This is a genomic window from Streptomyces sp. NPDC048106 (genome assembly GCF_040706415.1).
GTDB lineage: Bacteria > Actinomycetota > Actinomycetes > Streptomycetales > Streptomycetaceae > Streptomyces.
Genome location: NZ_JBEZND010000016.1, coordinates 24,459 through 49,522, shown reverse-complemented (window position 1 = coordinate 49,522; position 25,064 = coordinate 24,459). Strand labels below are relative to the sequence as shown.

Sequence of the window (25,064 nt, the reverse complement as noted above, 5' to 3'; positions counted from 1 at the left end):
TACGATCACCCTTTTTACCCCCCTCTCACCGTCGAACGCGCAACCGCTTCGGGTCGCCTACCGTCTTCTCACCGAGCCGCGGCCCGGTCCGCCCGGTCGACGCGCAGGGCGGCCAGTTGCTCGGCGAAGGGCACCACCGGCGCCTCCTCGCGCCGCTCGGCCTTCGGCATCAGCGCCGCCAGTTCCTGCGCCGCCCTCTCGATCCGGTCCGGCAGCCCCTCCGCGCCCCAGTCCTCCGAGGCCGCGTAGACGCCGGTCGGCACGATCACGGCCCGCAGGTAGGAGAAGAGGGGACGCAGGGCGTGGTCGAGGACCAGGGAGTGCCGCGCGGTACCCCCGGTCGCGGCGATCAGCACCGGCTTGCCGGCCAGCGCGTCCTTGTCCAGCACGTCGAAGAAGGACTTGAACAGGCCGCTGTACGACGCGCTGAACACCGGGGTGACGACGATCAGCCCGTCGGCCCCCGCCACCGCGTCCTGCGCGGCGGCGAGCGCCTTGCCCGGGAACCCGTTGGTGAGGTTGTGCGCGATCTCGACGGCGAGGTCACGCAGCTCGATCACCTCGGTGTCCACCGGCGTCCTGCGGTCCACCGCCGCCGCCAGCCGGTCGGCCAGCAGCCGCGTGGACGACGGGACACTCAGTCCCGCGGATACGACGACGAGCTTCATGCGGCGCTCTCCTCCTTCTCCTGCGAAGCCTGCGATGCCTGCGATGCCTGCGAAGCCTCAGCGGCCTTCGCCTCCTGCGACTGCCGCGCGGTGAGCAGCGACTGGTGCGTCGGCGCGTCCGGCACTCCCGCCGGGCGGCCCTTGGCGAACTCCTCGCGCAGCACCGGCACGACCTCCTCGCCCAGCAGGTCGAGCTGCTCCAGGACGGTCTTCAGCGGCAGCCCGGCATGGTCCATCAGGAAGAGCTGGCGCTGGTAGTCGCCGGCGTACTCGCGGAACGCCAGGGTCCGCTCGATGACCTGCTGCGGGGAACCCACCGTGAGCGGGGTCTGCTCGGTGAAGTCCTCCAGCGAGGGCCCGTGCCCGTAGACCGGCGCGTTGTCGAAGTACGGCCGGAACTCGCGCACCGCGTCCTGCGAGTTCCTGCGCATGAACACCTGGCCGCCGAGGCCGACGATCGCCTGCTCGGGTGTGCCGTGCCCGTAGTGGGCGTACCGCGCCCGGTACAGCTCGACCATCCGCTTGGTGTGCTCGGCCGGCCAGAAGATGTTGTTGTGGAAGAAGCCGTCGCCGTAGTAGGCGGCCTGCTCGGCGATCTCCGGCGAGCGGATGGAGCCGTGCCAGACGAACGGCGCCACGCCGTCCAGCGGCCGCGGGGTGGACGTGAAACCCTGGAGCGGCGTGCGGAACTTGCCCTCCCAGTCGACGACGTCCTCGTGCCACAGCCGGCGCAGCAGGGCGTAGTTCTCGATGGCGAGGTCGATGCCCCGGCGGATGTCCTTGCCGAACCAGGGGTAGACCGGGCCGGTGTTGCCGCGGCCCATCATCAGGTCGACGCGGCCGTCGGCCAGGTGCTGGAGCATCGCGAAGTCCTCCGCGATCTTCACCGGGTCGTTGGTGGTGATCAGCGTGGTGGACGTGGAGAGGACCAGGTTCCTGGTCCGCGCGGCGATGTAACCGAGCATCGTGGTCGGGGACGACGGCACGAACGGCGGGTTGTGGTGCTCACCGGTGGCGAAGACGTCCAGGCCGACCTCCTCGGCCTTCAGCGCGATGGCGACCATGGCCTTGATCCGCTCGCGCTCGGTCGGCGTACGCCCCGTGGTGGGGTCCGGCGTGACGTCGCCGACCGTGAAGATCCCGAACTGCATGGCCGCTCACCCTCCAGATTGTTGACCATTCAACTACACCCCGGCCAACAGTCCCCCACTCCCGGATATTCCGGAGCGGGGAAAGCGGAGAAAAGGGGCCCCCGGAAGGAGCCCCGCGGCGAGCGGCAAGCTCAGAAGGCGTACGGGTCGCCCGTGTCCAGCACCAGCACCGACAGCCGGTCGTTCGTCCGGTCCCGGTCCGCCGCGCCCCCGCCCCACCCGGTGCCGACCTCGACGGTCACCTGCGCGGACCGCTCCCGCAGCCGCACCGGCACCCTCAGCAGCTCCCCCGGCCCGTCCGCCGTCAGCGCCCCCGTCCCGCACAGCACGGTCCGCGCGTCCTCCCGCGCGCACCGCGCGGGCAGCCGCTGCGCATCGGCCAGCGGCACCGACCAGCGCAGCCGCACACTGGCGTCGGCGACGGGATCGGGCCCCAGGTCGTAGGGGGTGATCCGGACCTCCATCCGGTCCCCCGTCATGGTCGCGGTGCCGTGGAAGGCCAGATCCGCCTCGGGTCCGGGCGCCGCCCCGGCGGTCCCCGCGGCCAGCACGGCTCCCGCGCACAGCCCCGGCACGACCCACATCCACACCCGCACGCCGCTCACCACTTCACCGTCGTAGCCACCATCGGGACCGCCGTATCGATGTATGCCACCCGCGCCCCCGCCCAGGCGCCCTCCAACAGGTGAACCCCTCCCCTCACCCGGGCCGCCGCCCGCCCCGTGCGAAGCTGCCGCCATGCCGATCCTGCGCTCCGCCGCCCTCTTCGTGCTCGCCGCGATCTTCGAGATCGGCGGGGCCTGGCTCGTGTGGCAGGGGGTACGGGAGCACCGCGGCTGGCTGTGGGCGGCCGGCGGGGTGCTGGCGCTCGGGGCGTACGGGTTCGTCGCGACCTTCCAGCCGGACGCGCACTTCGGGCGCATCCTGGCGGCGTACGGCGGGATCTTCGTGGCGGGGTCGATCCTGTGGGGCGTGGTCGCGGACGGCTACCGCCCGGACCGCTGGGACATCGCCGGGGCGCTGGTCTGCCTCTGCGGAATGGCGCTCATCATGTGGGCGCCGAGGAACGGCGGCTGAGCCTCGCCTACATTGGACGGAGCCACCGACACCCCCGAGGAGCAGCCCATGGCCACGTCCGCCCCGTCCGCCGCCTCCCGCATCGCCGTCGTCACCGGCGCGAGCAGCGGCATCGGTGCCGCGACGGCCCGGCAGCTCGCCGCGGCCGGCTACCGCGTGGTGCTCACCGCCCGCCGCAAGGACCGCATCGAGGCCCTGGCGGAGGAGATCAACGCGGCCGGGCACTCGGCGACCGCCTACCCGCTGGACGTGACGGACCGCGCGGCCGTGGACGAGTTCGCGACGGCGTTCCCGGCCATCGGCGTCCTGGTGAACAACGCGGGCGGCGCCCTCGGCGCCGACCCGGTGGCCACCGGCGACCCGGCCGACTGGCGCACGATGTACGAGACGAACGTCATCGGCACCCTGAACCTCACCCAGGCCCTGCTGCCCAAGCTGGAGGCGAGCGGCGACGGCGTCGTGGTGGTGGTCTCCTCCACCGCCGGGCACTCGACGTACGAGGGCGGCGCGGGCTACGTCGCCGCCAAGCACGGCGCCCATGTGCTCGCCGAGACCCTCCGGCTGGAGATCGTCGGCAGCCCGGTGCGCGTCGTGGAGATCGCGCCCGGCATGGTCAAGACCGAGGAGTTCGCCCTGACCCGCTTCGGCGGCGACACGGAGAAGGCGGCGAAGGTCTACGCGGGCGTGGCCGAGCCGCTCACCGCGGAGGACGTGGCGGACACCATCACCTGGGCGGTGACCCGGCCCAGCCACGTCAACATCGACCTCATGATCGTCCGCCCGCGCGCCCAGGCCTCGAACGCCAAGGTCCACCGGGAACTGTGACGGCCGACGACCCCGCCGGCGCCCCCATCGGGGCGCCCGCGCCACTCACTCCGGGCGAGGAGTACGACAGGCGCCGCCTCGCCCAGGAGAAGAGGGACGAACGCAAGGTCTGGTACTTCCTCGCCTACTTCCTCTTCGGCATCCACCTCGTGGCGTTCGTCATGATCTACGCCGTGCGCCACGCCAAGTAGTCACCTGGCGTGGCACGTGGGGTCCCGCACGATCACCGCGTTGGCCGGGATGATCTCGACGTCGTCCTCGTCCTCCTGCCGCACGTACTTGGTGGTGGCGTACGCCCGCCTGCCCTCCCCGACGCACTTGGTGGCGAGGTTCCCGAACCCGTCGGGGAAGTTGTAGACCTCGGCGGGCGTGTCCTCCCCGGCACGGCCCGCCACCGGGGCGTCCGCCTTGCCGCGCTCCTCGTAGTGCTGCCGGGAGCAGCCGCCGAGCAGCAGCGCCGCGCAGACGCCCGCCACGGCGAGCCCCGCCCTCAGCCGGCGCACGCCTTGTCCTCCACGATCTGCACGTTCGACGGACCGCTGGCGTTGGTGGTCACGTACGCCCGGAATCCGTGCCCCACGCACTTGGTGGCCAGGTTCCCGAAGCCGTCGGGCATGTTGTAGACCTCGGCGGGCGTGTTGTCCCCCGACTTGCCCTGCACGGGCGCGTCGCCCTTGCCGCGCTCGTCGTTGTACTTCTGCGAGCAGCCCACGAGCAGTCCCGCCACGATCACCACCAGACCCGCGGCCCGGATCGCCCCGCCCCTGCGCACTCGGTTCATCGGCCGTCCCTCCCCCGAGAGTTGATGCCTGCACCCTGAGGACAGCACCGGGGGCCGGCCCGGTTCCGGCCGGCCCCGGCCGCGGGGCCTCAGCCCTTGACGCAGACGACCTGCTTCAGCTTCGCCACGACCTCCACCAGGTCCCGCTGCTGGTCGATGACCTGCTCGATGGACTTGTAGGCGCCCGGGATCTCGTCCACGACGCCGGAGTCCTTGCGGCACTCCACGCCCCGCGTCTGCTCCTCCAGGTCCTTCGCGGTGTAGCGCCGCTTGGCCGCGTTGCGGCTCATGCGCCGGCCCGCGCCGTGCGAGGCGGAGTTGAAGGAGCTGTCGTTGCCCAGGCCCTTCACGATGTACGAGCCGGTGCCCATGGAGCCCGGGATGATGCCGAAGTCGCCGGCGCCGGCCCGGATCGCGCCCTTGCGGGTGACCAGCAGGTCCATGCCGTCGTACCGCTCCTCCGCCACGTAGTTGTGGTGGCAGGAGATCTCCGGCTCGAAGAGCGGCTTGGCCTTCTTGAACTCCTTGCGGATCACGTCCTTCAGGAGCGCCATCATCAGGGTGCGGTTGTACTTGGCGTACTCCTGCGCCCAGAACAGGTCGTGGCGGTACGCCGCCATCTGCGGTGTGTCCGCGACGAAGACGGCGAGGTCGCGGTCGACCAGGTTCTGGTTGTGCGGGAGCTTCTGGGCCACGCCGATGTGGTGCTCGGCCAGTTCCTTGCCGATGTTGCGGGACCCGGAGTGGAGCATCAGCCAGACCGCGCCGGTGGTGTCGGTGCAGACCTCGACGAAGTGGTTGCCGCTGCCGAGCGTGCCCATCTGCCGGGTGGCGCGCTCCTGGCGGAAGTGGACCGCCTCGGCCACCCCGCCGAACCGCCCCCAGAACTCGTCCCAGCCGCTGGTCGCGAGCCCGTGGAAGCCGGCCGGCCCGACCGGGTCGTCGTGCATGCCGCGGCCCACCGGGATCGCCTGCTCGATCTTCGAGCGCAGCCGGGACAGGTCGCCCGGCAGGTCGTTCGCGGTCAGCGAGGTCTTCACCGCGGACATTCCGCAGCCGATGTCCACGCCGACCGCGGCCGGGCACACCGCGCCCCGCATCGCGATCACGGAACCGACCGTGGCGCCCTTGCCGTAGTGCACGTCCGGCATCACGGCCAGGCCCTTGATCCACGGCAGCGTCGCGACGTTCTGCAACTGGCGCAGGGCGCCGTCCTCGACCGTCGCCGGGTCGGCCCACATGCGGATCGGCACCCGGGCGCCCGGCATCTCCACGTACGACATGACTTCCTCGTCCCCCCGATAACGACAACAAAAGCCTTGAAAGCAGCAAAAAGGAAAATCAGCACCAAGCGCACAGAAAGAGGACCGCGGACCGGCGTCCACGGCGGCGCGTGCGATACACATTGTCTCCAGGCCAGCCCCCGCCGCGGCAAGCGAATAACCAGCGGGGACACTGAAGCGACCATCGAGCGCATCCACCGGAGCGCAGCCGTCGAGAGGAGCCCGCCCGTGCAGCGGAAGGCGTACGTAACCGGCACCGCCGCCCTGCTCGCGGCACTGCTGGCGGGCTGCACCGGCGGCTCCGGCGGCGGCAGTTCCGCGGACGACGCCAACCCCGGCGACACCGGCACCACCGCCGCCGCGGCGCAGCCCGGCAAGTACCGCACCCTGCCCGAACCCTGCGGCTCCGTGGGCCGCGCCACCCTCGACACGCTGCTGCCCGGCATCCGGCAGATCGCCGACCCCGACCAGCGGGACAAGGCGTACCAGGGCGAGGCCGAGCTGACCTACGACACCGACCGCAAGGTCGGCTGCCGCTGGAAGGTCCCGTCCGCCGGCGCCACCGACCGCCTCGCGGTCGACCTGGAGCGCGTGGTGTCGTACGACAACACGGTCAGCGACGACGACCAGGCGCAGCAGCTCTTCGACCAGAAGGAGACGGCGGCCGACCTCCCCGAGCCGAGCGGCACCCCGCCGGCGAACACGCACAGTGACGGCTCCGGCACCGCCCCCTCGGGCGCCCCCACGCCGACCGGCTCCGCGAGCGGCGCCCCCTCCTCGGCCTCCACTTCGGCCTCCACTTCGGGCGCCACGGACGCCGACCTCCAGCCGCGCGTCCTCTCCGACCTCGGCGACGAGGCGTACCTCGACGACCAACTCGGCACCTCCGGTTCGACGGCCGCGCAGCGGACGGTGACTGTGGTGTTCCGCACGTCCAACGTCGTCGTCACCATCCAGTACGAGGAGCAGCCGATGGCCGCCGGCGCGGTCCCCGACAGCAAGGAAATGCAGGACAGGGCCAGGAAACTGGCCTCCCGGCTGGACGGCGCGCTGGGCGGCTGATCCACTTCCGCGCCCTGCCCGGCCCCGTCCGCAAAGCTCCCGAACGGAAACCGCACAGCTCCTTCACCGCGTACGGTGGGGCCCCGCAGGAACCCGCACGAACACCGAGCGTCATGAGTGAAGGAACCATGCAGCGAGTCAAGCGAGACGACCATGCCCAGCCGAGCCGGCGAAACAGGCGTCTGCGCCGTGCCCTTGTCTGCGCGGCAGCCGTCCCCGCGGTGCTGATCACCGCGGCCTGCTCCTCGGACTCCGGCGACTCCAAGCCCAAGAGCGACGGCGCGAGCGCCAGTACGTCGGCGGGCGACACCGCGTCGCCCTCCGCCAGCTCTTCCCCGACCGTGGCACCGGCCGCGTACAAGACGCTGCCGGACCCCTGCAAGACGCTGTCGAAGAAGACCCTGGGCGACATGGTGCCCAAGGCCGGCACCTCGGGCAAGAAGGGCGGTTCGGACGATCCGTCGTCCCGTTCCTCCTGCTCCTGGAGCAGCCTGAGCAACAACGGCGTCAAGGGCTCCCAGTTCCGCTGGCTGAACGTCTCCCTGCTGCGTTTCGACTCGGACACCACCCGCGGCTCGGCCGGCACCCAGGCCCACACGTACTTCACCAACCAGGTCAAGGACGCCCAGTCGGTGAGCGGCGCCAAGAAGGCCCAGGTGGTCCCGGTGTCCGGCATCGGGGACGAGGCGACGGCCGTGCGCTACGACCTGAGCAAGAAGGAAGGCCTCTTCAAGCAGGAGACCATCGTCGCGCGCGTGGAGAACGTCGTCGTCACCCTCGACTTCAACGGCGCGGGTCTGGCGGGCGACAAGACCCCCGACGCCGAGGGCCTCGCCAAGTCCGCGGAGAAGGCCCTCAAGGAGGCGGTGACCTCGGTCTCCTCGGCCAACAACGGCTCCGGTTCCGGGACTTCGTCCACGAAGCCCTCCGACGGCGCCTCGCCGTCCGCGAGCACCAAGAAGAGCTGACCGAAGGGCCCTAAGGCCCGACCGGTACCACGTGCACCGCACACGTGTGCCACCCTGTTGCGCGCAACAACAGGCAATGGGAGGGGATTACGAGTGGCCGCGCCACCGCAGCTGACCCGGATGCACCGGATACTCATCGGCGTGGTCGTAGGCGGCGCCTTGATCATCGCGGGGATCGGCTTCACCGGTTCGTACGCCGCCGTCCGCGAGCTGGCCTGGAAGAAGGGCTTCGGGAACTTCGCCTATGTGTTCCCGATCGGCATCGACGCGGGTATCTGCGTCCTGCTCTCCCTCGACCTGCTGCTGACCTGGATCCGCATCCCCTTCCCGCTGCTGCGCCAGGCCGCCTGGCTGCTGACGGCGGCGACGATCGCCTTCAACGGCGCCACCGCGTGGCCCGACCCGCTCGGCGTCGGCATGCACGCGGTGATCCCGCTCCTCTTCGTCGTCGCCGTCGAGGCGGCCCGCCACGCCATCGGCCGTATCGCGGACATCACGGCCGACAAGCACATGGAGGGCGTCCGCCTCACCCGCTGGATGCTCTCCCCGCTGCCCACGTTCCTGCTGTGGCGCCGCATGAAGCTCTGGGAACTGCGCTCCTACGACCAGGTCATCAAGCTGGAGCAGGAACGCCTGGTCTACCAGGCCCGCCTGCGCTCCCGCTTCGGCCGCGCCTGGCGCCGCAAGGCTCCGGTGGAGTCCCTGATGCCGCTGCGCCTGGCGCGGTACGGCGTCCCGCTGGCGGAGACGGCCCCGTCGGGCCTGCTGGCGGCGGGCATCGAACCGGTGCTCCTGCCGCCGAAGCCCGTCCAGGCGACGCCCGAACTGACCGCCGGGACCGCGGCGGAGCCGGCGGCGGGCGCGATACCGGTGGCGGCCGCCGTGGCCGCCGCACCGGCCGGGGCTGCCGCCGGGGCCCCCGCGACCGCCGGGGCTCCCGCGACCGCCGCGGCCCCCACGGCCGCCGCAGGGGCCGCACCGGCCCCCCACCCCGCGCAGCAGTCCGTCCAGCAGCCCGCCCAGCACCCGCAGGAGCCCCCGGCCGACGAGCAGAGCCCCTGGTTCCAGGCGCCGCGGGAGGTCGAGTACCACGGCGGCTACGACCCCTCCTTCGAGCCGCCCCCGGACCCCCAGTACTACCCCGAGGAGCAGTACGAGGACTGGTACGAGGGCCAGCCCCCGGAGCGGTTCCAGCAGCCCTCCCCCGAGGAGACCGGCAGCTTCCCCATCCCGGTGGGCCCCAACCGCACCCGTGAACTGGGCGAGGGAGGCGGCCCCTCCGAGCCGGACGAGGACGCCTTCTACCAGGTCTTCCGCCAGTCGATAGACGGCAGTTACCCCACGCCCCACATCCTGGGCGAGAACATCCAGGCGACCTACGGCACCCAGCTCAGCCCCGCCGAGCTGAAGTCCCTCGCCGCCCGCTTCCAGCAGCGCCATTCGGCGGAACTGGAAGAGGACCACATCGCGTGACGGGCCGTGGGCCGTTCCCCGGAGCGGCCCACGGAGCGCGCCGCGCCCCGCTCACCCCGTTCATCCCGGCACACCCCCTGGCCAACGCGCGTAGCAGCGAGCATCATTGCTTGCGCCAACGCACCATCCCGCACAGTGCTTTCACCTCTCTTTTGTCATGTACCGGTCAATACCGTCCGACGAAGGGAAACAGCAATGGCTTGCGGATCCACCAGCCTGTGGGCAGGGGAGACCTCCTGGTTCTGCTGCGGCAGTTCCTGGGGCCCCTGCGGCAGCACCGGCACCGGCGCCTGCGGCACCTGCCAGTCCGGCAAGAACATGGCCGCCTGGCCCAACCTGTCCTCCGCCTGCTGGAGCGTCACCAACCCGGCGGCCTGCGGCGAGAACATGCCCAGACGCGGCTGCGGTTCGGTCGTGAACGTCAAACACCAGTGCTCCGGCGCCGCCGTCTGCGTCACCCTCGCCGACTGCGGCCCCAACACCCAGCTGTGGTGCAGCGAGCAGACCTGCTGCAACGGCTCGTGCCGTACCCACCGGGTCATCGACCTGACCCCGGCGGCCTTCTCGGCCATCGGCAGCCTCAGCTCCGGCATGCTTCCCGTCTACATCTACGAGTGAGGGGGAACACCACCATGACCGGAAGCAACGGAATCAACCGCCGCCGCCTCCTGACCACCGCCGCGCTCGGCGGCGCCACCATCGTGGGCGCCTCCGCACTCGGCGGCCTCGACGCGGACGCCGCCTTCGCCGCCCCGATGCCCTCCCTGGACCCCGCGATCTCCCAGTCGTCGTTCGTCGACGGCCGCGTCAGCCAGATCAAGGGCAGCGTCCTCGACGTCGTCGAGTCCGACGGCACCCACCGGCTCATCCAGCTCACCAACGCCACGAGCGTCTGGAAGCTGGAGACCGTCACCGCCGAGGCCATCGAGACCGGCGACGGCCTGTACGCGCGGGGCGTCGAGATGCCCGACGGCAGCGTGGCCGCCGACGCGGTCTGGGTGAACATCGTCAACCTCTACGTCACCGTCCGCGGCATCGAGCGCTCCCGGCTGCACCTGAGCCACGGCCACAACGCCCTGGTCGGCAACATCGTGGAGAAGCGGACCACCGCGTCCTTCCGCGGCGGCGCCCTCACCTCCAACCTCTCGCAGCTCAAGATCGGGCACCACGCCCAGGTGCTGGGCGCCTGGCGGCCCGCGGACGACAGCGTCGACATCGCCCGCATCAGCGTCGGGCACTGAGCCGAGGGGAATGTGATGGCATCGCTCACCACGAACCTCGCGACCCTGCTGCTGGGTGTCCTGCTCGCCGCCACCGGCGCGGGCAAGGCGTTCGGCAGGCAGGTCGCGGGGCAGGCGGCCGGCACCGTACTGGTCCGCGTCCTGAACGACGGCCGCCGCGCCACGCTCGTCCTGCGGGCCACCGGCGCCGCGGAACTCGTCGTGGCCGCGGGCCTGCTGGCCGCGCCGGCCACCACGGTCCCCGGTATCGCGGCGGCCGTCCTGGGCGTCGGCTTCCTCGGCTACCTCGGGTACGCCCGCGCGAGCGCCCCGGAGTCGTCCTGCGGCTGCACCGCCCGCAGCAACGGCCCGATCACCTGGCGGGCCTTCGTCCGCGCGGGCCTGGTCGTGGTGGGCGGCGCCGCGGCCGCCGGTGCCCGGACGGCCTGGTGGACCCAGACCGCCCGGCATCCGGTGGCCTCGGTCGCGTTCCTCGTCGTCGCCCTGGCCGTCCTGGCCGCGGTCTCCAGCGACCTGGACCACCTGTGGCTGGTGCCGCTGCGCAGGACCCGGCTGAGGATCTTCGGCCACCCGCTCGTCCCGGGCCGGGACGAGGAGGTGCCGGTGGCCGCCTCCGTCGAACTGCTGGAGCGTTCGCTGGCCTGGGTGGCCGCCGCGCCCGTCGTCCGCTCCGGGCTGATCGACCACTGGGAGGCCGACGGCTGGCGCTTCCTCCAGTTCGCCGGGGTCCACGACCCCGACGGCGCGGCGCGCCCGGTCACCGTGCTGTTCGCGGTGGACCCGCGCGCGACGAAGGACACCACCGACAAGCCGGCGGTCCGGGTCACCCTGATCGACGACCGGACCGACGAACCGGTCGAGGTGGACCTGCTCGCCTGACCCGCGAGACACGACCCGCGAGACACGACCCGCGAGACACGACCCGCTGAAACCCCATGAAAAAAGGGGCCCTCCGCCAGGAGGGCCCCTCATTCATGTCCGCACCGTCCGCGTCACTCCCCGAGCAGCGCCCGCACCCGCTCCTGCCCCACCGCGAGCAGCAGCGTGGGCAGCCGGGGACCGGTGTCCCGGCCCACCAGGAGCTGGTACAGCAGCGCGAAGAACGTCCGCTGGGCGGTCTTGATCTCCGGCGGCAGCTCCTTGGGCGTCGCGTCCGCCGAGAACCCGGCCTGCACCTTCGGCACGCCGTAGACGAGGTGCGTCAGCCCGTCCAGCGACCAGTGCTCGGTGAGACCGTCGAGCAGCAGCCGTACGGACCGCTGGGACGCCTCGTCGAGGGACTTCAGCAGCTCGGCGTCCGGCTCCTCGCGCACGATGGTCCGCTGGTCGGCGGGCACGTGCGTGTTGATCCAGGCCTCGGCCCGGTCGTAGCGCGGCCGGGCCTCCGCCAGCGAGGCCAGCGGCCGCTCCGGGTCCAGTTCGGACAGGATCCGCAGGGCCTGGTCCTCGTGCCCGGCCGTGATGTCGGCGACGGACGCGAGCGTGCGGTACGGCAGCGGCCGCGGCGTCCTCGGCAGCTCGGCGGCCGCCGTGCCGACCGCGCGGGTGTACGCGGCCACGTCACCCGGCAGCGCCGAGCCGTCGGCGACCTTCGCGGCGAGCTTGTCCCACTCGTCGTACAGCCGCTGGATCTCCTGGTCGAAGGCGATCTTGAAGGACTGGTTGGGCCGGCGGCGGGCGTACAGCCAGCGCAGCAGCTGCGGCTCCATGATCTTCAGCGCGTCGGCCGGGGTCGGCACGCCACCGCGCGAGGACGACATCTTGGCCATGCCGGAGATGCCGACGAAGGCGTACATCGGGCCGATGGGCTGCCGGCCGCCGAAGATGCCGACGATCTGCCCGCCCACCTGGAAGGACGACCCCGGGGACGAGTGGTCGACACCGCTCGGCTCGAAGACCACGCCCTCGTAGGCCCAGCGCATCGGCCAGTCGACCTTCCAGACCAGCTTGCCGCGGTTGAACTCGGTGAGCCGGACGGTCTCCGCGAACCCGCACTCCCCGCAGGTGTACGCCAGCTCGGTGGTGTCGTCGTCGTACGAGGTGACGGTCGTCAGGTCCTTCTCGCAGTTGCCGCAGTACGGCTTGTACGGGAAGTACCCGGCGGAGCCGGCGGAGCCGTCGTCCTCGGACGCGGCGCCGGAACCCTCCTCGGCCTCCAGCTCGGCCTCGTCCACGGCCTTCTGCTGCTGCTTCTTGGCCTTGGGCTTGGTGCGGTACTGGGCGAGGATCGCGTCGATGTCGCCGCGGTGCCGCATCGCGTGCAGGATCTGCTCGCGGTAGACGCCCGAGGTGTACTGCGCGGTCTGGCTGATGCCGTCGAACTCGACGCCCATCTCGGCCAGCGACTCGACCATCGCGGCCTTGAAGTGCTCCGCCCAGTTCGGGTACGCCGAGCCCTTCGGGGCCGGCACCGAGGTCAGCGGCTTGCCGATGTGCCCGGCCCAGGACTCGTCGACGCCGGCGATGCCCGCGGGGACCTTGCGGTAGCGGTCGTAGTCGTCCCAGGAGATCAGGTGCCGGACCTGGTACCCGCGGCGGCGGATCTCGTCGGCGACCAGGTGCGGGGTCATGACCTCGCGCAGGTTGCCCAGGTGGATGGGGCCGGACGGGGACAGCCCGGACGCGACGACGACCGGTTTGCCCGGGGCCCGGCGCTCCGACTCCTCGATGACCTCATCCGCGAAACGGGAGACCCAGTCGGTGGTCTCGGTGCTCTGAGCCACGATCGGCACGTCCTTCTTTCTCCATCGGGCAGCCGCAGCGGTCGCACGGCTGACCGCTCCATTCTCCCAGGCGAAACCACATCCACGAAAACGCCTTTTCAACGCGTGGGACGGCCTCCCCGCGGCCCGCGTTCACCGGCGGACCGGAAAATCCGCTGGACCCCCCGTGGGATACTGGGCGTGACCATCCATCCCCACGAGGAGAACGGCACTCCACCTATGGCCTCGGTCACGTCCCTCAGCGACTCCGTCCAGCAGCAGCTCGCGTCCGCCCTCTCGGCCACCCTGCCGGAGGCCGCCGGCGCGGACCCGCTGCTGCGACGAAGCGACCGGGCCGACTACCAGGCCAACGGGATCCTGGCCCTCGCCAAGAAGGCGAAGGCGAACCCGCGGGAGCTGGCCGCGCAGGTCGTCTCCCAGGTGGCCACCGGCGCGGTGATCAAGGACGTCGAGGTCTCGGGCCCCGGCTTCCTCAACATCACCATCTCCGACCAGGCGATCACCGAGAACCTCGCCGCGCGGTACGCGGACGACACCGGCCGCCTCGGCGTGCCGCACTCCGCCCACCCCGGCACCACGGTGATCGACTACGCCCAGCCGAACGTGGCCAAGGAGATGCACGTCGGCCACCTGCGCTCCGCGGTGATCGGCGACTCGGTCGTCCAGCTCCTGGAGTTCACCGGCGAGCACGTGATCCGCCGCCACCACATCGGCGACTGGGGCACCCAGTTCGGCATGCTCATCCAGTACCTGGACGAGCACCCGCACGAGCTGGACCACAAGGCGGCCGCCGAGGACACCGCGACCTCCGGCGAGGAGGCGATGTCCAACCTGGACCGCCTCTACAAGACCGCGCGCAAGCTCTTCGACTCCGACGAGGAGTTCAAGACCCGCGCCCGCCGCCGGGTGGTCGACCTCCAGGCCGGCGACCCGCACACGCTCGCCATCTGGCAGAAGTTCGTGGACGAGTCGAAGATCTACTTCTTCTCCGTCTTCGAGAAGCTGGACATGGAGGTCCGGGACCCCGACATCGTCGGCGAGTCCGGGTACAACGACATGCTGGCCGAGACCTGCCGCCTCCTGGAGGAGTCCGGCGTCGCGGTCCGCTCCGAGGGCGCGCTCTGCGTCTTCTTCGACGACATCAAGGGCCCCGAGGGCAACCCGGTCCCGCTGATCGTCCAGAAGTCCGACGGCGGCTACGGCTACGCGGCCACCGACCTCTCCGCCATCCGCGACCGCGTCTTCGACCTCAAGGCCGACACCCTCCTCTACGTGGTCGACGCCCGCCAGGCCCTGCACTTCCGCATGGTCTTCGAGACCGCCCGCCGCGCCGGCTGGCTGAACGAGGACGTGACCGCGGTCCAGCTGGCCTTCGGCACCGTGCTGGGCAAGGACGGCAAGCCGTTCAAGACGCGTGCGGGCGAGACCGTCCGCCTCGTGGACCTCCTGGACGAGGCCATCGACCGCGCCTCGGCCGTGGTGCGCGAGAAGGCCCAGGACCTCTCCGAGGAGGAGATCGCCGAGCGGGGCGCCCAGGTGGGCATCGGCGCGGTGAAGTACGCGGACCTGTCGACGTCGGCGAACCGCGACTACAAGTTCGACCTGGACCAGATGGTCTCGCTCAACGGCGACACCAGCGTGTACCTCCAGTACGCCTACGCCCGCATCCAGTCCATCCTCCGCAAGGCCGGCGACACCCGTCCCGTCGCCCACCCGGAGCTGGAGCTGGCGCCCGCGGAACGCGCCCTGGGCCTGCACGCGGACGCCTTCGGGGAGACGGTGGCGGAGGCGGCCGGCGAGTACGCCCCTCACAAGCTGGCGGCCTACCTCTACCAGCTGGCCTCCCTCTACACGACCTTCTACGACAAGTGCCCCGTCCTGAAGGCCGAGACGCCCGCCCAGGTGGAGAACCGCCTGTTCCTCTGCGACGTCACCGCCCGCACCCTCCACCGGGGCATGTCCCTCCTGGGCATCCGCACCCCCGAGAAGCTCTGACCGCTACGCGTCCGCGTTCCCGTCCGCGTTCCCGTCCGCGTTCCCGTCCGCCAGCTCCCGCGCCCGCCGCGCCAGGGCCCGTCGTACGTCGTCCGGCGCCAGCACCCGCAAGGGCGTGCCCAGCGTGAGCAGATAGCGCGCCAGGCCGTCCGCGTCCGGGCCCCCGATGTCGACCAGGGTCGCGTCGGGGCCGTCCGGGCGGTGGTGGCCGATCGTGGGCGGGACGACGCGGAGTGCCTGGGCGAGGGGAAGGGGCAGGCGGACGGTCGCGGACAGCGGGTACGGGCCGTTCGCGATGTTGCGGGAGACCAGGCCGGCCGGGTCCGGGGGGTCGGTGAGGTCGGCCGGCTGGCCGGTGGGCTGGAGGCGTTCGACGCGGTCCGCGCGGAAGGTGCGCCACGCGCCGCGCGCGACGTCCCGGGCGACCAGGTACCAGAGCCGGCCCGTGTGGACCAGGCGGTACGGGTCGATGTCCCGGACCGTGGAGCGGTCCCCGGCGTCCGTGTACGACAGCCGGGCCCGCTCTCCCCGCCGGCACGCCGCCGCCAGTTCCAGCAGCAGGCCGGGGCCGACCCCGGACCCGTCGGCGCCGGGCAGCCGTACGAAGGCCTCGTCCAGCTCGCCCAGGCGGTCCGCGATGCGGCGGGGCAGCACCTGGCGGAGCTTCAACAGGGCGGAGAGGGCGGCCTGGTCGCTGCCCAGTGAGCGGTTCAGGGCCGCCTCGCTGAGGCCCACCGCGACGGCCAGCGCCTCCTCGTCGTCCAGGATCAGCGGGGGCACCCGGGAGCCGGCGCGCAGGCGGTAGCCGCCCCAGGGGCCCGCCTCGGAGTCGACGGAGTAGCCGAGTTCGCGCAGGCGGGCGATGTCCCGGCGGACCGTGCGGTCGGTGACCTTCAGGGACTCCGCCAGCTCGGCGCAGGTCCACGAGGGGCGGGCGGACAGGAGGGACAGCAGGCCCAGCAGTCGGGCGGACGTGGCGGTCGCGGGGGTGTCACGGGGGGAAGTCTGACTCGGCGGCACAACCAGGACCGTAGCTGTCCTGGTCACGTCGTAGCGTGCCGCCCATGACTACGCAGACCACTCCCGCCTTCCGCTATGCCGCCGTCACCTTCGACTGTGCCGATCCTGCCGAACTCGCTCGTTTCTACGGTGACTTGCTCGGTTACCCCGTGCTCTTCTCCACCGACGACTTCGTCCTGCTCGGCAAGGAGGGCGCCGCCGGCCTCGGCTTCACCCGCGTCGCCGACTACCGCCCGCCGACCTGGCCGGACCCGGCCCAGGGGAAGCAGGCCCACATCGAGCTGGGCGTGGACGACCTGGACGGCGCCGAGCGGCGGCTGCTCGAACTGGGCGCCGTCAAGCCGGAGTTCCAGCCGGGCGAGGAGCGGTGGAGGGTGCTCCTCGACCCGGCCGGACACCCGTTCTGCATCACGACCCTGGTGTAGGGCCTCAGCTCGCCGCGCAGCTGAAGGTCGGCCAGGTGGTGGAGCCGTTCTTCTGCACGGTCAGGCCCCAGTTGTCGCCGTTGCCGTTGGGCTTGGCGACGAGCACCTGGGCACTGGGGTAGGTGGCGGTCACGTTCCAGGTCGACATGACCTTCTCCGGGGACGGCACGTTCGCCGTGACGGTCCAGTTGCTCGAACCGCTGACCGAGACGTTCAGGTTGTACCGGTCGTCCCACACCGTGCCCGCCGTCACGTTGACGGTGCAGCCACCGGTGCCACCGCCGCCGCCACCGCTGCCCCCGCTGCCCCCGCCGTCGGGTGCGACGGCGCGGCCGGTGGACGGGGAGATCATCCCGTAGCACATGCCGCGGCTCGCGAGGTTCTGGGCGATCCGCGGGATGGCGGCCAGGGTGTTGGCGGGCCACTCGTGCATGAGGATGACCTGGCCGTTGCCGAGCCGGGAGACGGCCTGGACGATGGCGTCCGTGCTGGCGCCGTTCCAGTCCCCCGAGTCGACGTCCCAGATCACCTCGGTCAGGCCGTACTTGGCCTCGACGGTCTTCAGCGTCGCGTTGGTCTCGCCGTACGGCGGCCGGAACAGCTTCGGCGTCCCGCCGCCGCCGTTCGCGATGGCCTGCTGGGTGCGGGAGAGCTCCGAGTCGATCTGGGCCTGGCTCTCCTGGATGAGGTGCGGGTGGGTGTAGCTGTGGTTGCCCACCCACATCCCGGCGTCGACCTCGGCCTTGACCTGGGCCGGGTACGAGGCCGCGTACTGGCCCTCGTTGAACATCGTGGCGCGCAGACCGTTCTGCTTCAGCGCGTTGAGGATGGCCGGCGTGTGGTCGTTGGACGGGCCGTCGTCGAAGGTGAGTCCGACGTATCCGTTGCAGGTGGCGGCCTGCGACGGGGCGGCCCCGACGGTCAGGGTGCCCGCGGTCACGGCCGCGAGGGCGGCGACGGCCACGGCGATTCTGGCGGTGCGCATGCGCGTGCTCCTCCTCTCAGGAGTACGTCAGCCGGCCGTACAGCTGAAGCTCGGCCAGGTGGTGGAGCCGTTCTTCTGCACGGTCAGACCCCAGTTGTTGCCGTTGCCGTTGGGCTTGGCCACGAGCACCTGCGCACTGGGATAGCTCGCGGTCACGTTCCAGGTCGCCATGACCTTCTCCGGGGACGGCACGTTCGCCGTGACGGTCCAGTTGCTCGAACCGCTCACCGAGACGTTGAGGTTGTACCGGTCGTCCCACGACGTGCCCGCGGTCACGTTGACGGTGCAGCCCCCGGTGCCGCCGCCACCGCCACCACCACCGCCGCCGCCCGAAGTCGAGCTGTCCACGGTGATGTTGGAGCTGCCGCTGCTCTGGTAGCCCTCGGTCGCCATGATCATGTAGTAGTTGAAGCTGCCCATGTTCATCCCGTGGCTGGCCCAGGCGTCGAAGTGGTTGCCGGTGGTGATGGTGCCGCCGGTCCGCTTGGTCTGCCGCACGCTCCAGTACTGGTTGAAGGTCTTGGTGCCCTCCACCGACGGGGCGTTGGTCCGGGTCGTCTCGTAGATGTCGTACGTCCCGCCGTCACTGTTGACCGTGCCCTTGAAGGTGCCGGTGGGCCGGTAGGTGCCCCAGTTGTCGACGATGTAGTACTCGACCAGCGGGTTGGAGGTCCAGCCGTACAGCGACAGGTACGCGTTGCCGGACGGGTTGAAGGTGCCGGAGTAGGTGACGGTGCGGCGCCCGCCGTTGCTCCAGCCCTTGCCGGCGACGAAGTTGCCGACGTTGCTCCAGTTGGTGCTGTAGTTGCCGGCGGAACCCAGGTTCATGGAGACGGACCCGCCGCCGTCGCTCCAGAACGAGTAGTAGTAGCCGTTGTTGGTGCCGGTCTGGTTCGTGGTGATGACCGTGTCGGCACTGGCGATTCCGGTGCCGGGCAGGGTCAGCGCCCCCACGGCGAGCAGGATGACGGCGCAGACACCTCTGAAGAGCGAGGTGAGACGGCCGGCCGGGCCGCGTTCTCTCCGCGTGCGGATCTTCATGGACGTGCTTCCTCCTCATGGATCGGGGTGGAGCCGGATGAGGGTGGAGCGACGCGCTGCGCGATGGTGCCTCAGTGTTGGGGTGTACACAAAGACAGTCAACAGTTTCGGTAGTTATTTCGAAACGTTCGGTTCATCAACGTCCCATAACCTGAAAGGTTTTGGCTGGTTAACGGCCGCCGAGGCGAAGCGCCACCCGCTTCACCGAGAAGACGGGGAAATCAAGATCGAGACGGCATGAGGTCGATTCGAAAGTTTCGAAGACCGCCGGGAGCCGTTGTCACACCCTCCCCCTAGAGTCACTCCCATGGCGACTCTTCCCAACCCGCTGCCCCGGCTGGCCACCGACCCCAGCGGCCGCAGCCTGGGGCTCCAACTGCCGCCCGGCAGGCTGCTCGACATGACCGACGACGGCCCGCACGACGAGCCCCTGCTGTGGCTCGCGGACAAGCCGGCCGGACCCGGCACCTGGACCGCCCTGGGCGCCCCGGCCGCGCGCGCCGGGCTGCTGCCGGTGCTGGTGGAGACGGCCGGCACCCAGGGCGGGCCGGCCGACTGGGACCTGGCGCCGGACGAGATGTCCTACCCCGGCGACCACGACCCGGAGGAGGTCCTCGCCGAGTACTGGGAGGACGACGACTGGCAGGACGAGGAACTCGGGGACATGCTGGAGCCGTTCGGACCCCAGTGGCCCGGGCTCGCCCCCGCCGGGAAGCTCACCGTCGATCCGGGGACCCGCGCGGCGCGGGCCGCCGACGAACTCAGCGGTGACCAGACACAGTCCGTGTTCCCGTCCCCCCACCTCGCCCTCGTCCCCGCGCGCCGCTCCGCCGACATACCGGCCGCGATCGGCTGGACCGGCCCCGTGAACCACGACGACGACGTGGCCCGGCTGTGCGCGGTCCTGCGCTCCTGGGAGGACCGGTTCGGCATACGGGTCGTCGCCCTCGGCTTCGACGCCCTGCTGCTGTCCGTGGCCGCCCCGCCGACCGACCTGGCCGAGGCCGAGGCGGTGGCGGCGGAGCACTTCGCGTTCTGCCCGGACAACGTCGCGCAGGGGACGGGCACCATCCGTGACTACGCGAAGGAGCTGATCGGCGAAACCACCTGGTTCTTCTGGTGGGACTGAGCCCGGACGGGGCGGGCCCGGACGGGGCGGGCCCGGCTCACCGCGCGGGCGCCCACTTCTCGCCGCCCAGCGGGAAGGCGTAGGAGGGGCGCCCGTTGCTGCCGCTGGTGCGGAAGGGCCGGCCCTTGTCGCCGATCTCCAGGACACCGTGCCGGCCGCCGCTGGACCAGGACAGCTCCAGGTACCAGCTCACGTCGTACGCCGAGGCGTCCGCCGTGACGTAGAGGACCTCGGGGTCCGACTCGCTCACGCTGAGGGGGAAGCCGCGCTGTCCGGCCACCGGCTGGACGGCCGGCCGGACGCTGTCCAGGGCGGTGGTGAAGGAGTGCGTGGGCACCCCGGCGCCGCAGCCGACGCCGGGGTAGCCCATGGCGTAGTCGTTCCAGGCGAGCGGCGACCGCTTGCCCGCCAGCCGTACCGCCATGCTCTCCAGCACCACGGTGTCCTTGCCGGAGCCCTGCACGGTGAGGGTGACGAACTGCTCGCCCGCGGAGACCGCCTGGTGTACGGCCACCCACGCGGGCGCGTCGTTCTCGGCGGGCGGCGGGGACACCTGGGTGGGCGGCCGGTCGATCAAGTAGTGCTGGCTGCACGGGCTTTCCCAGGAGTACGGGTGGGTGGTGACCGTGAGGGGGACGGCCGCGGCCGCCCCGCCGTCGGCCGTGGCCCCGCCCGGCGGCCCGCTCGTGGCGGCGTCCGGTGCGTCGCTCTTGCTGGGCGTGGCGGAGGCCGACGGGTGCCGGGCGGAGCCCGAGGGGGAGGGTGAGCTGCTGTCGCGGGTGCCGGTGCGGGTCGCCGTCGCGCGGTCGCGGACGGAGGCGGCGGCTCCGGCGGGGGCGGCACCCTGGCCGCCGTCCCCGCCGCCGGGCAGCCCGAACGCGAGTGCCACGGCGCCGAGTACGGCGGCTCCGGTGACGGCGGCGACGAGTACGGTGCGGCGACGGGAGCGGGGAGCGGGGGTGGCCGGTACCGGGGTCGGCGTCACCGGCACCGGCTCCGGTGTCGGCTCGGGTGTCGGCTCACGCTCCGGCTCCGGTGTCGTCTCGGGGTCGCCGTCCGCGACCCTCTCCGCGACCGCCTCCGCGACCGCCCCCTCATCGGCCCCGCCCCCGGCCCCTTCACCGGCCGCCTTCCTCCCCCGTCCCGCGTCCGCCAGCACCCAACTCCGGTGCAGCGCCACGAGTTCCTCCGGCGTCGCCCCGCACAGCCGGGCCATCCGCTCCACCGGGGCGTAATCCGTCGGTACGGCCTCCCCGTTGCAGTAGCGGTGCAGCGTCGACGTGCTCATGTGGAGCCGCTTGGCGAGCATGCCGTAGCTGTGCCCGGAGCGGTCCTTCAACTCCCGCAAACGCTCGGCGAATCCGGTCCCACCGGTACTGTCCGGCACTGTCCTTCCCCTCCCCCTGTCCCGTTCCCCCGTTCCAGGGACGGGACGTTCTTGCAGGTCAACGCCCGTTTGACCGTTCCAGCGTCCCGGATCGGCCGCCGGGTCTGGCGGGCGGGACAGACCGCCCCGCAGGCTGTGGCCATCCAAGCATTCCACCCACCGAAAGCGAGAAGCGCCATGCGCGACAGCCGTATCCGCCGCACCCGTACCCCCCTGCTCGCCGCGGCCGGAGCCGCCCTCGCCGCACTCGCCCTCACGGCGTGCGACAGCGGCACGGGCACCAAGGACGAGGGCGTGGCCCGGCACACCCCGTCGGCGAGCACGAGCACGGGGACCCACACGGGCAACGACACGAAGGGCACGGACAAGCCCGCCGCCGACGCGAAGGAGCAGGGCGGAAGCGCCGGTTCCGGGGGCGGCGGCGACCAGCAGGCCTCGACCGGCGCCCACTCCGCCGGCGGCACCGGGAGCGCCCACGGCTCCAGCGGCTCGAAGGGGTCCGGCTCGAAGGGGTCCGGCTCCACCGACTCCGCCACCCGCGCCCTGTGCAACGGCGCCAACACCCGCGTCACCGCCCAGGTGCTGTCCCGCCCGCTCAACCACATGCTGCTCACGGTCACGAACACCGGCTCGAAGAACTGCGACCTGACGTACTACCCGGTGCTCCGCTTCGACGGGATGCAGTGGGCGCCGGGCGCCGACGAGTCGACCCAGCCCCAGGCGGTCACCACCCTCGCGCCCGGCGAGTCCGGTTACGCGGGCGTGCTGCTGTCCGCCGCCGACGGCAGCGGCGACGGCGGTACGACGTCCCACCAGCTGACCGTGTACTTCCAGGGCATGACGCCGCGCAGCGACGGCGGCGCCACCGCGAGCCCCGCGCTGCCCGCGAAGGGCGTGTACTACGACAGCACGCTGAAGGTCACCTACTGGCAGCGGGACGCGTCCGACATCGCCAGTTGGTGACCTGGTCTCCCCGAGTCGGGAGACTAGTAAGCGATGGAGATGTGCGCGCGGGGATGCGCGTCGCGCTCGATCTCGTCCACGACGGCCAGCGCGAAGTCGGCGCCGGAGATCTCCGATCCGCCCTGCTCGTCATAGAGGGCGACGTCCCCGCCGACGCGGTAGGTCCCGGTCCGCTCTCCGGCGGCCCAGGAGCCGTAGCCGGCCGCGGGAGAGATCAGGGTCCAGTCGAGCGAGGCGGGCGCGGCGGAGGTGAGCCACTCCCGGATGGCGTCCATCTCCCGCGCCTCGGTCCGGAACTGCTCGGGCACCTCGCCCTCGGCGAAGCGGGGCTCGCCCGGCGCGGGGCGCAGCGAGGAGAACCCGCCGATCACGATCAGCCGGGCGCCGGTGGCGTCCGCCGCGGCGGCGATGTCCTGGTACAGGCCGAGCAGTCGGCCGACCAGGTCGCCGCGCGGCGACAGGGTCGCGACCACCGCGTCCTGACCGGGAACCAGCCGCACGGCGTCGTCCGCCGCGCCGTGCGTGTACTCCACCCCCTCGACCGGGTCCTTGGGGGCCGACCGTGAGTACGACGCCACGCGGTGGCCCCGTGCGACGGCCTCGGCGGCGACGTTGGCGCCGGTGTAGCCGGTCCCGCCGATGATCAGGATCTTGCGCACGGGGACTCCCGCCGGTCAGGGTCAGCGCCAGCCGAGGGCCGGCGCGACGTGGGTGAGGATGTTCTCCAGGACGTGACTGTTGTAGTCCACGCCGAGCTGGTTGGGCACGGTCAGCAACAGCGTGTCGGCCTCGGCGATCGCCTCGTCCCCGGCGAGCTGCTCGATCAGGGCGTCGGGCTCGGCGGCGTACGTGCGGCCGAAGATCGCCCGGGTGTCGGCGTCCAGGTGGCCGATGCTGTCGCTGCTGTCGCCGTCGCCGCCGAAGTAGGCGCGGTCGCGGTCGTCGGTGAGGGCGAAGATGCTGCGCGAGACGGACACGCGCGGCTCGCGCTCCCAGCCCGCCTCGGCCCAGGCCTTGCGGAAGGCCCGGATCTGCGCCGCCTGCTGGACGTGGAACGGCGCGCCGCCCTCGTCGTCCTTGACGGTCGAGCTCATCAGGTTCATGCCGAGCCCCGCGGCCCAGGCGGCGGTGGCGTTGGAGCCCGCGCCCCACCAGATGCGCTCGCGCAGCCCCTCGGAGTACGGCTCGATGCGCAGCGGCCCCGGCGGGTTGGCGAACATCGGGCGCGGGTTCGGCTCGGCGAAGCCCTTGCCCTGGAGCACCATCAGCAGCACCTCGGTGTGCTTGCGGGCCATGTCGGCGTCGGTCTCGCCCTCGCCCGGCGCGTACCCGAAGTACCGCCAGCCGTCGATGACCTGCTCCGGTGACCCGCGGCTGACGCCGAGCTGGAGCCTGCCGCCGGAGATGAGGTCGGCGGCGCCGGCGTCCTCGGCCATGTACATCGGGTTCTCGTAGCGCATGTCGATCACGCCGGTGCCGATCTCGATCCGCGAGGTCTTCGCGCCGATCGCGGAGAGCAGCGGGAACGGCGAGCCGAGCTGCCGGGCGAAGTGGTGCACCCGGAAGTAGGCCCCGTCGGCGCCCAGCTCCTCGGCGGCCACGGCGAGGTCGATGGACTGCAGCAGGGTGTCCGAGGCGCTGCGGGTCTTCGAGTGCGGGCTGTCGGCCCAGTGACCGAAGGAGAGGAATCCGATGCGTTTCATACCGCCGTGAACAGCGGGCCGAACTGATTGATTCCTCAACTATCGCTCGGCCCCGCTGCCCGCCGCCGGGCCCCGGCCTCCAGTCGGTCGCCCCGGCCCCCGGCTCAGCGCAGCTTCTGCGCCACCTCGGTCGCCCAGTACGTGAGGATGTTCCGCGCACCGGCCCGCTTGATCCCCGTGAGGGTCTCGAAGATGGCCCGGTCCCGCTCCACCCAGCCCTTCTCCGCGGCGGCCTCGATCATCGAGTACTCGCCGGAGATCTGGTACGCGGCGACCGGCACGTCCACGGCGTCCGCGACGCGCGCCAGGATGTCGAGGTACGGCCCGGCCGGCTTGACCATCACCATGTCCGCGCCCTCGGCGAGGTCCAGCTCCAACTCCCGCATCGACTCGCGCCAGTTGGCCGGGTCCTGCTGGTACGTCTTGCGGTCGCCCTGGAGCGAGGAGCCGACGGCCTCGCGGAAGGGGCCGTAGAAGGCGGAGGAGTACTTGGCGGTGTAGGCGAGGATCGCCACGTCCTCGCGGCCGATCTGGTCGAGCGCGTCGCGGACGACGCCGATCTGGCCGTCCATCATCCCGCTGGGGCCGACGACGTGGGCGCCGGCGTCGGCCTGCACCTGAGCCATCTCGGCGTACCGCTCCAGGGTGGCGTCGTTGTCGACCCGGCCCTCGGCGTCCAGCACCCCGCAGTGGCCGTGGTCGGTGAACTCGTCCAGGCACAGGTCGGACATGACGAGGAGGTCGTCGCCGACCTCGGCCCGCACGTCGCGCAGGGCGACCTGGAGGATCCCGTCGGGGTCGGTACCGGCCGTCCCCTGGGCGTCCTTCTTGCCGTCCTCCGGCACGCCGAACAGCATGATCCCGGAGACCCCGGCCTGCACGGCCTCCAGCGCGGCCTTCTTCAGGCTGTCGCGGGTGTGCTGGACGACGCCGGGCATCGCGGAGATCGGCACCGGCTCGCTGACGCCCTCGCGGACGAACGCGGGGAGGATCAGGTCGGCGGGGTGCAGACGCGTCTCGGCGACCATCCGCCGCATGACGGGCGAGGTCCGCAGCCGGCGGGGACGCGTACCGGGGAAAGATCCGTACTTCGTCATGCCTTCTACGCTACGCCCGCCCGCTCCCCTTCGTTACCGACGCCCTGTCGGCCCCGACGCCTGGCAT

Annotated in this window: 27 protein-coding genes; 13 read left to right on the top strand and 14 right to left on the bottom strand. The window is 71.7% G+C overall.

All coding sequences use genetic code 11. The annotated features are described in order from the left end of the window. Positions 1–68: 68 nt before the first annotated feature. From AB0927_RS18325 to AB0927_RS18315, 3 genes are all read right to left on the bottom strand, one after another. Positions 69–668 (bottom strand): FMN reductase, encoded by a 600-nt coding sequence (locus AB0927_RS18325; protein ID WP_366668640.1) that lies wholly within the window; start codon positions 666–668, stop codon positions 69–71. After that, positions 665–1,819 carry an LLM class flavin-dependent oxidoreductase gene (locus AB0927_RS18320; protein WP_366668639.1) on the bottom strand — a complete coding sequence of 385 codons (1,155 nt, stop codon included), beginning with the start codon at positions 1,817–1,819 and terminating at the stop codon, positions 665–667. The genes AB0927_RS18325 and AB0927_RS18320 overlap by 4 nt, the downstream gene beginning before the upstream one ends. 131 nt (positions 1,820–1,950) lie before the next feature. Further along, a complete protein-coding gene (locus AB0927_RS18315) occupies positions 1,951–2,424 on the bottom strand; it encodes a hypothetical protein (protein ID WP_366668638.1) in 474 nt (157 codons plus the stop codon). Positions 2,425–2,557: 133 nt separating this feature from the next. Between AB0927_RS18315 and AB0927_RS18310 the strand changes: the two genes are divergently transcribed. The 3 genes from AB0927_RS18310 to AB0927_RS18300 are packed head-to-tail and all read left to right on the top strand — an operon-like array spanning position 2,558 to position 3,912. Next, positions 2,558–2,896 (top strand): YnfA family protein, encoded by a 339-nt coding sequence (locus AB0927_RS18310; protein WP_366668637.1) that lies wholly within the window; start codon positions 2,558–2,560, stop codon positions 2,894–2,896. A gap of 48 nt (positions 2,897–2,944) precedes the next feature. Beyond that, entirely contained in the window at positions 2,945–3,721 is a 777-nt protein-coding gene (locus AB0927_RS18305; RefSeq protein WP_366668636.1) for an SDR family NAD(P)-dependent oxidoreductase, read from the top strand. Then, positions 3,718–3,912, top strand: a complete 195-nt coding sequence (locus tag AB0927_RS18300) for a hypothetical protein (RefSeq protein ID WP_366668748.1) — start codon at positions 3,718–3,720, stop codon at positions 3,910–3,912. Before AB0927_RS18305 ends, AB0927_RS18300 begins: the two co-directional genes overlap by 4 nt. On the opposite strand, the gene AB0927_RS18295 is transcribed toward AB0927_RS18300, so the two are convergent. From AB0927_RS18295 to AB0927_RS18285, 3 genes are all read right to left on the bottom strand, one after another. Next, positions 3,913–4,224 carry a hypothetical protein gene (locus tag AB0927_RS18295; RefSeq protein WP_366668635.1) on the bottom strand — a complete coding sequence of 104 codons (312 nt, stop codon included), beginning with the start codon at positions 4,222–4,224 and terminating at the stop codon, positions 3,913–3,915. It abuts the gene before it with no gap. Further along, positions 4,212–4,502 (bottom strand): hypothetical protein, encoded by a 291-nt coding sequence (locus AB0927_RS18290; RefSeq protein ID WP_366668634.1) that lies wholly within the window; start codon positions 4,500–4,502, stop codon positions 4,212–4,214. The genes AB0927_RS18295 and AB0927_RS18290 overlap by 13 nt, the downstream gene beginning before the upstream one ends. 89 nt (positions 4,503–4,591) lie before the next feature. Then, the gene (locus AB0927_RS18285) at positions 4,592–5,785 is read right to left on the bottom strand and encodes an RtcB family protein (RefSeq protein WP_366668633.1); all 1,194 of its coding nucleotides are present in this window, start codon (positions 5,783–5,785) and stop codon (positions 4,592–4,594) included. Between the two features lie 228 nt (positions 5,786–6,013). On the opposite strand from AB0927_RS18285, the gene AB0927_RS18280 reads away from it, so the two are divergent. From AB0927_RS18280 to AB0927_RS18255, 6 genes are all read left to right on the top strand, one after another. Then, positions 6,014–6,847, top strand: coding sequence for a DUF3558 domain-containing protein (locus tag AB0927_RS18280; protein ID WP_366668632.1), 834 nt, complete (start codon positions 6,014–6,016; stop codon positions 6,845–6,847). Positions 6,848–6,975: 128 nt separating this feature from the next. Then, entirely contained in the window at positions 6,976–7,815 is an 840-nt protein-coding gene (locus tag AB0927_RS18275) for a DUF3558 domain-containing protein (protein WP_366668631.1), read from the top strand. 120 nt (positions 7,816–7,935) lie between these two features. After that, positions 7,936–9,288 carry a DUF2637 domain-containing protein gene (locus AB0927_RS18270; RefSeq protein ID WP_366668741.1) on the top strand — a complete coding sequence of 451 codons (1,353 nt, stop codon included), beginning with the start codon at positions 7,936–7,938 and terminating at the stop codon, positions 9,286–9,288. 195 nt (positions 9,289–9,483) lie between these two features. Beyond that, positions 9,484–9,906, top strand: a complete 423-nt coding sequence (locus AB0927_RS18265; RefSeq protein ID WP_366668630.1) for a hypothetical protein — start codon at positions 9,484–9,486, stop codon at positions 9,904–9,906. Positions 9,907–9,920: 14 nt separating this feature from the next. After that, positions 9,921–10,529: a cell wall protein gene (locus tag AB0927_RS18260; protein WP_366668629.1), complete on the top strand. Its 609-nt coding sequence runs from the start codon at positions 9,921–9,923 to the stop codon at positions 10,527–10,529. Between the two features lie 15 nt (positions 10,530–10,544). Then, positions 10,545–11,408, top strand: a complete 864-nt coding sequence (locus tag AB0927_RS18255) for a MauE/DoxX family redox-associated membrane protein (protein WP_366668628.1) — start codon at positions 10,545–10,547, stop codon at positions 11,406–11,408. Between the two features lie 113 nt (positions 11,409–11,521). On the opposite strand, the gene lysS is transcribed toward AB0927_RS18255, so the two are convergent. Then, positions 11,522–13,261 (bottom strand): lysine--tRNA ligase, encoded by a 1,740-nt coding sequence (gene lysS / locus AB0927_RS18250; protein ID WP_366668627.1) that lies wholly within the window; start codon positions 13,259–13,261, stop codon positions 11,522–11,524. Between the two features lie 210 nt (positions 13,262–13,471). Between lysS and argS the strand changes: the two genes are divergently transcribed. Continuing rightward, on the top strand, positions 13,472–15,247 hold the full coding sequence (gene argS / locus AB0927_RS18245; protein ID WP_366668740.1) for an arginine--tRNA ligase: 1,776 nt from the start codon (positions 13,472–13,474) through the stop codon (positions 15,245–15,247). A gap of 3 nt (positions 15,248–15,250) precedes the next feature. Here argS and AB0927_RS18240 read toward each other — a convergent pair whose 3' ends face one another. Next, positions 15,251–16,267, bottom strand: coding sequence for a YafY family protein (locus AB0927_RS18240; protein WP_366668626.1), 1,017 nt, complete (start codon positions 16,265–16,267; stop codon positions 15,251–15,253). A 44-nt stretch (positions 16,268–16,311) separates the two neighbouring features. Between AB0927_RS18240 and AB0927_RS18235 the strand changes: the two genes are divergently transcribed. After that, on the top strand, positions 16,312–16,692 hold the full coding sequence (locus AB0927_RS18235; RefSeq protein WP_366668625.1) for a VOC family protein: 381 nt from the start codon (positions 16,312–16,314) through the stop codon (positions 16,690–16,692). Positions 16,693–16,696: 4 nt separating this feature from the next. Here the strand turns inward: AB0927_RS18235 and AB0927_RS18230 are convergent, their stop codons facing one another. Together AB0927_RS18230 and AB0927_RS18225 are read right to left on the bottom strand one after the other, a co-directional pair. Beyond that, positions 16,697–17,677 (bottom strand): polysaccharide deacetylase family protein, encoded by a 981-nt coding sequence (locus AB0927_RS18230; RefSeq protein WP_366668624.1) that lies wholly within the window; start codon positions 17,675–17,677, stop codon positions 16,697–16,699. Between the two features lie 27 nt (positions 17,678–17,704). Continuing rightward, a complete protein-coding gene (locus AB0927_RS18225; RefSeq protein ID WP_366668623.1) occupies positions 17,705–18,718 on the bottom strand; it encodes a glycoside hydrolase family 11 protein in 1,014 nt (337 codons plus the stop codon). A gap of 307 nt (positions 18,719–19,025) precedes the next feature. Between AB0927_RS18225 and AB0927_RS18220 the strand changes: the two genes are divergently transcribed. Further along, on the top strand, positions 19,026–19,847 hold the full coding sequence (locus tag AB0927_RS18220) for a DUF4253 domain-containing protein (RefSeq protein WP_366668622.1): 822 nt from the start codon (positions 19,026–19,028) through the stop codon (positions 19,845–19,847). 37 nt (positions 19,848–19,884) lie between these two features. Here the strand turns inward: AB0927_RS18220 and AB0927_RS18215 are convergent, their stop codons facing one another. Next, entirely contained in the window at positions 19,885–21,234 is a 1,350-nt protein-coding gene (locus tag AB0927_RS18215; protein WP_366668621.1) for a helix-turn-helix transcriptional regulator, read from the bottom strand. A gap of 177 nt (positions 21,235–21,411) precedes the next feature. Here AB0927_RS18215 and AB0927_RS18210 point away from each other — a divergent pair, with 177 nt between their 5' ends. After that, the gene (locus AB0927_RS18210; RefSeq protein WP_366668620.1) at positions 21,412–22,197 is read left to right on the top strand and encodes a DUF4232 domain-containing protein; all 786 of its coding nucleotides are present in this window, start codon (positions 21,412–21,414) and stop codon (positions 22,195–22,197) included. 23 nt (positions 22,198–22,220) lie between these two features. Here the strand turns inward: AB0927_RS18210 and AB0927_RS18205 are convergent, their stop codons facing one another. The 3 genes from AB0927_RS18205 to hemB all read right to left on the bottom strand — a co-directional run bounded on the left by AB0927_RS18205 (position 22,221) and on the right by hemB (position 24,997). Continuing rightward, complete coding sequence (locus AB0927_RS18205) at positions 22,221–22,856, bottom strand: NAD(P)H-binding protein (protein ID WP_366668619.1); 636 nt, start codon at positions 22,854–22,856, stop codon at positions 22,221–22,223. Between the two features lie 21 nt (positions 22,857–22,877). Beyond that, a complete protein-coding gene (locus tag AB0927_RS18200; RefSeq protein WP_366668618.1) occupies positions 22,878–23,900 on the bottom strand; it encodes an LLM class flavin-dependent oxidoreductase in 1,023 nt (340 codons plus the stop codon). Between the two features lie 104 nt (positions 23,901–24,004). Next, positions 24,005–24,997, bottom strand: coding sequence for a porphobilinogen synthase (gene hemB, locus AB0927_RS18195; protein WP_366668617.1), 993 nt, complete (start codon positions 24,995–24,997; stop codon positions 24,005–24,007). Positions 24,998–25,064 lie beyond the last annotated feature (67 nt).